General features: G+C 54.0%; 2 tRNA genes and 3 rRNA genes. All 5 read right to left on the bottom strand.

The annotated features are described in order from the left end of the window. Positions 1 to 104: 104 nt before the first annotated feature. Positions 105 to 219 (bottom strand): 5S ribosomal RNA (gene rrf, locus OUZ52_RS22025). Between the two features lie 126 nt (positions 220 to 345). Continuing rightward, a 23S ribosomal RNA gene (locus OUZ52_RS22020) occupies positions 346 to 3227 on the bottom strand. Between the two features lie 204 nt (positions 3228 to 3431). Further along, positions 3432 to 3507, bottom strand: a tRNA-Ala gene (locus OUZ52_RS22015). A 10-nt stretch (positions 3508 to 3517) separates the two neighbouring features. After that, positions 3518 to 3594: transfer RNA gene (locus OUZ52_RS22010), tRNA-Ile, on the bottom strand. 95 nt (positions 3595 to 3689) lie between these two features. Further along, positions 3690 to 5234, bottom strand: a 16S ribosomal RNA gene (locus OUZ52_RS22005). The 16S, 23S and 5S rRNA genes sit together here with 2 tRNA genes alongside, the layout of an rRNA operon. Positions 5235 to 5531 lie beyond the last annotated feature (297 nt).

Raw genomic sequence — 5531 nt, 5'->3', positions numbered from 1 at the left:
CAAGGCCACGGAGGTGAGCGTTGGCGGGAGTTGTTGTACGAGTTGTAGGAGCCCGTAAAAAGAACAACCCCCGTAGCATTCGCTACGGGGGTTGGGGATAAAGCCCCTGGCGGTGACCTACTCTTGCATGGAATAAACCACACTACCATCGGCGCAGCTGCGTTTCACTTCCGAGTTCGGGATGGGATCGGGTGGTACCACAGCGCTATAGCCGCCAGGGAAAGGGTGCGAACAGCGCTAGTAAGCGCCGGTTCGGCATAAGGTGTAAACGAGTGACAAGCGTCGAGGTGAAATTGGGTCGAAACGTGTTCGCGGAGTAATCGTTGCGAAGCGTCTTGGGGTTATATGGTCAAGCCTCACGGCTCATTAGTACGCGTAAGCTCAATGCATTGCTGCACTTCCACACCGCGCCTATCAACCACCTAGTCTTGATGGTGCCTTAAGGAGACTCGAAGTCTCGGGAGATCTCATCTTGGGGCGTGCTTCCCGCTTAGATGCTTTCAGCGGTTATCACTTCCGTTCATAGCTACCGGGCAATGCCATGGGCATGACAACCCGAACACCAGCGGAACGTCCACTCCGGTCCTCTCGTACTAGGAGCAGCCCCCCTCAAATCTCCAACGCCCACGACAGATAGGGACCGAACTGTCTCACGACGTTCTGAACCCAGCTCGCGTACCACTTTAAATGGCGAACAGCCATACCCTTGGGACCGGCTACAGCCCCAGGATGTGATGAGCCGACATCGAGGTGCCAAACACCGCCGTCGATATGAACTCTTGGGCGGTATCAGCCTGTTATCCCCGGAGTACCTTTTATCCGTTGAGCGATGGCCCTTCCATACAGAACCACCGGATCACTATGACCTACTTTCGTACCTGCTTGATCCGTCGATCTCGCAGTCAAGCACGCTTATGCCATTGCACACAGTGCGCGATGTCCGACCGCGCTGAGCGTACCTTCGTACTCCTCCGTTACTCTTTAGGAGGAGACCGCCCCAGTCAAACTACCCACCATACATGGTCCCTGATCCGGATTACGGACCTAGGTTAGAACGTCAAGCACTTCAGGGTGGTATTTCAAGGATGGCTCCACCGAAACTAGCGTCTCGGTTTCATAGCCTCCCACCTATCCTACACAGAAGAACTCAACGTTCAATGTAAAGCTATAGTAAAGGTTCACGGGGTCTTTCCGTCTTGCCGCGGGAACGCTGCATCTTCACAGCGATTTCAATTTCACTGAGTCTCGGGTGGAGACAGCGCCGCTGTCGTTACGCCATTCGTGCAGGTCGGAACTTACCCGACAAGGAATTTCGCTACCTTAGGACCGTTATAGTTACGGCCGCCGTTTACTGGGGCTTCGATCAAGAGCTTCGCCTTGCGGCTGACCCCATCAATTAACCTTCCAGCACCGGGCAGGCGTCACACCCTATACGTCCACTTTCGTGTTTGCAGAGTGCTGTGTTTTTGATAAACAGTCGCAGCGGCCAGGTTACTGCGACCCATCGATGCTCAGTCACGCACGTGACCACACCAATGGGCGCACCTTCTCCCGAAGTTACGGTGCCATTTTGCCTAGTTCCTTCACCCGAGTTCTCTCAAGCGCCTTGGGATTCTCACCCTGCCTACCAGTGTCGGTTTACGGTACGGTTTCTCTGTAGCTGAAGCTTAGTGGCTTTTCCTGGAAGCGTAGTATCAGTCACTTCGTCCAATAGGACTCGTCTCGGTGCTCGGCATAAAGATTCCCGGATTTGCCTAAGAATCATGCCTACCGCCTTTCCCCGGGACAACCAACGCCCGGTAGACCTAACTTTCTCCGTCCCCACATCGCACTACAGACAAGTGCAGGAATATTAACCTGCTTCCCATCGACTACGCATTTCTGCCTCGCCTTAGGGGCCGACTCACCCTGCGCCGATGAACGTTGCGCGAGGAAACCTTGGGCTTTCGGCGTGGGGGCTTTTCACCCCCATTATCGTTACTCATGTCAGCATTCGCACTTCCGATACCTCCAGCAGACTTTACAATCCACCTTCACAGGCTTACGGAACGCTCCTCTACCGCGTACACATAAATGTGCACACCCCGAGCTTCGGTGCATAGCTTAGCCCCGTTAAATCTTCCGCGCAGGCCGACTCGACCAGTGAGCTATTACGCTTTCTTTAAAGGATGGCTGCTTCTAAGCCAACCTCCTGGCTGTCTATGCCTTCCCACATCGTTTTCCACTTAGCTATGACTTTGGGACCTTAGCTGCGGGTCTGGGTTGTTTCCCTTTTCACGACGGACGTTAGCACCCGCCGTGTGTCTCCCGTGTAGTACGTGTTGGTATTCGGAGTTTGCCATGGTTTGCTAAGTCTCGATGACCCGCTAGCCATAACAGTGCTCTACCCCCAACAGTATTCGCACGAGGCGCTACCTAAATAGCTTTCGAGGAGAACCAGCTATCTCCGAGTTTGTTTAGCCTTTCACTCCTATCCTCAGCTCATCCCCATCTATTGCAACAGATGTGGGTTCGGTCCTCCAGTGCGTGTTACCGCACCTTCAACCTGGCCAAGGATAGATCACTCGGTTTCGGGTCTACTGCCAGAGACTATGCGCCCTATTCAGACTCGGTTTCCCTTCGCCTCCCCTATACGGTTAAGCTTGCCACTGACAGTAAGTCGCTGACCCATTATACAAAAGGTACGCAGTCACCCTTGCGGGCTTCCACTGCTTGTACGTATACGGTTTCAGGGTCTATTTCACTCCCCTCTCCGGGGTTCTTTTCGCCTTTCCCTCACGGTACTTGTTCGCTATCGGTCAGTCAGGAGTATTTAGCCTTGGAGGATGGTCCCCCCATGTTCAGACAAGGTTTCACGTGCCCCGCCTTACTCAATTTCACGCACAGTGCCCTTTCGCCTACGGGGCTATCACCCGCTATGGCCGGCCTTTCCAAACCGTTTGGCTAGAACATCATGCGCTTTTGGGCTGCTCCCCGTTCGCTCGTCGCTACTCAGGGAATCTCGGTTGATTTCTTTTCCTCCGGGTACTTAGATATTTCAGTTCCCCAGGTTCGCTTCGCATAGCTATGTATTCACTATGCGATACCGCTTACGCGGTGGGTTTCCCCATTCGGACATTGCCGGATCAAAGCTTGTTGCCAGCTCCCCGACACTTTTCGCAGGCTGCCACGTCCTTCATCGCCTCTGACTGCCAAGGCATCCACCGTATACGCTTAGTCGCTTGACCATATAACCCCAAGTCGCCTCAGGGCCTACGATCCAAGCCACTTCGTTATTACTCGCCTTAACACTTGTCTCGGTTTGGTTTCAAACCAAGACGCTTGTCACTCGTTTACATTTTCAAAGAACGTAATACCGGCCTCAACGCCGGATCACTTCAAAATCTTTTGTATGCGCTACACATCCGTCTCATGCTTTCAGGCGTCTAAACTGGTGGAGCCAGTCGGGATCGAACCGACGACCCCCTGCTTGCAAAGCAGGTGCTCTCCCAGCTGAGCTATGGCCCCAGGTGCTTAGTGGTGGGTCCAGGTGGACTCGAACCACCGGCCTCACCCTTATCAGGGGTGCGCTCTAACCACCTGAGCTACGGACCCATAAAGCTATAGGCCCATGGGCCTGTCACGCCTTAAGCGCGCGGATGTGCAGGTGTCTTGTGTGGACGTCTTGCGGGAACGTTCTGTCGTTCTCGAAAGGAGGTGATCCAGCCGCACCTTCCGATACGGCTACCTTGTTACGACTTCACCCCAGTCATGAACCACTCCGTGGTCGTCGTCCCCCTTGCGGTTAGACTAACGGCTTCTGGAGCAACTCACTCCCATGGTGTGACGGGCGGTGTGTACAAGGCCCGGGAACGTATTCACCGCGGCATAGCTGATCCGCGATTACTAGCGATTCCGACTTCACGTAGTCGAGTTGCAGACTACGATCCGGACTGGGATCGGCTTTCTGGGATTGGCTCCACCTCGCGGTATTGCAACCCTCTGTACCGACCATTGTAGTACGTGTGTAGCCCTGGCCGTAAGGGCCATGATGACTTGACGTCATCCCCACCTTCCTCCGGTTTGTCACCGGCAGTCTCCTTAGAGTTCCCACCATTACGTGCTGGCAACTAAGGACAAGGGTTGCGCTCGTTGCGGGACTTAACCCAACATCTCACGACACGAGCTGACGACAGCCATGCAGCACCTGTGTTCTGATTCCCGAAGGCACTCCCGCATCTCTGCAGGATTCCAGACATGTCAAGGCCAGGTAAGGTTCTTCGCGTTGCATCGAATTAAACCACATACTCCACCGCTTGTGCGGGCCCCCGTCAATTCCTTTGAGTTTCAGTCTTGCGACCGTACTCCCCAGGCGGCGAACTTAACGCGTTAGCTTCGACACTGATCTCCGAGTTGAGACCAACATCCAGTTCGCATCGTTTAGGGCGTGGACTACCAGGGTATCTAATCCTGTTTGCTCCCCACGCTTTCGTGCCTCAGCGTCAGTGTTGATCCAGATGGCCGCCTTCGCCACTGATGTTCCTCCCGATCTCTACGCATTTCACCGCTACACCGGGAATTCCACCATCCTCTATCACACTCTAGCTCGCCAGTATCCATCGCCATTCCCAGGTTGAGCCCGGGGATTTCACGACAGACTTAACGAACCGCCTACGCACGCTTTACGCCCAGTAATTCCGATTAACGCTTGCACCCTTCGTATTACCGCGGCTGCTGGCACGAAGTTAGCCGGTGCTTATTCCTCAGGTACCGTCAGCCCCACCGGGTATTAACCGGTAGTATTTCGCTCCTGATAAAAGTGCTTTACAACCCGAAGGCCTTCTTCACACACGCGGCATTGCTGGATCAGGCTTGCGCCCATTGTCCAATATTCCCCACTGCTGCCTCCCGTAGGAGTCTGGACCGTGTCTCAGTTCCAGTGTGGCTGATCATCCTCTCAGACCAGCTATCGATCGTCGCCTTGGTAGGCCATTACCCTACCAACTAGCTAATCGAACATCGGTCCGTCTAACCGCGCAAGGTCCGAAGATCCCCTGCTTTCTCCCGTAGGACGTATGCGGTATTAGCGTAAGTTTCCCTACGTTATCCCCCACGTCTAGGTAGGTCCCGATGCATTACTCACCCGTCCGCCACTCGCCACCCATAGAGCAAGCTCTACTGTGCTGCCGTTCGACTTGCATGTGTTAGGCATGCCGCCAGCGTTCAATCTGAGCCAGGATCAAACTCTTCACTTAAGTTTTCGACCAACTCATCACCCGAAGGCAACTCGTCAATCTATCTTTCCGAAGCGTTAACCCTAACCTTAAAACGTCAAGCTTTTACGTTTGACTTTAATGTTAGGCGCTTGCATTTATTGGACATGAATCATCCACCGCAAGACGCCCACACAAGTCACCTGCGCATACTGTCAAAGATCTTCCGCTTGCGAGACCGTTTCCGGTTTTCGCCCTAAGACGTTTCGTCCTAGGTGAGCCGCCCATTCTACATCGCTTTCTAAGTCCGTCAACACCTGCGTGAATCTTTTTTTCTGC

Origin of the sequence: Dyella silvatica (genome assembly GCF_026283955.1) — a bacterium.
GTDB lineage: Bacteria > Pseudomonadota > Gammaproteobacteria > Xanthomonadales > Rhodanobacteraceae > Dyella_C > Dyella_C silvatica.
This window is presented reverse-complemented; position numbering and strand designations above follow the sequence as displayed.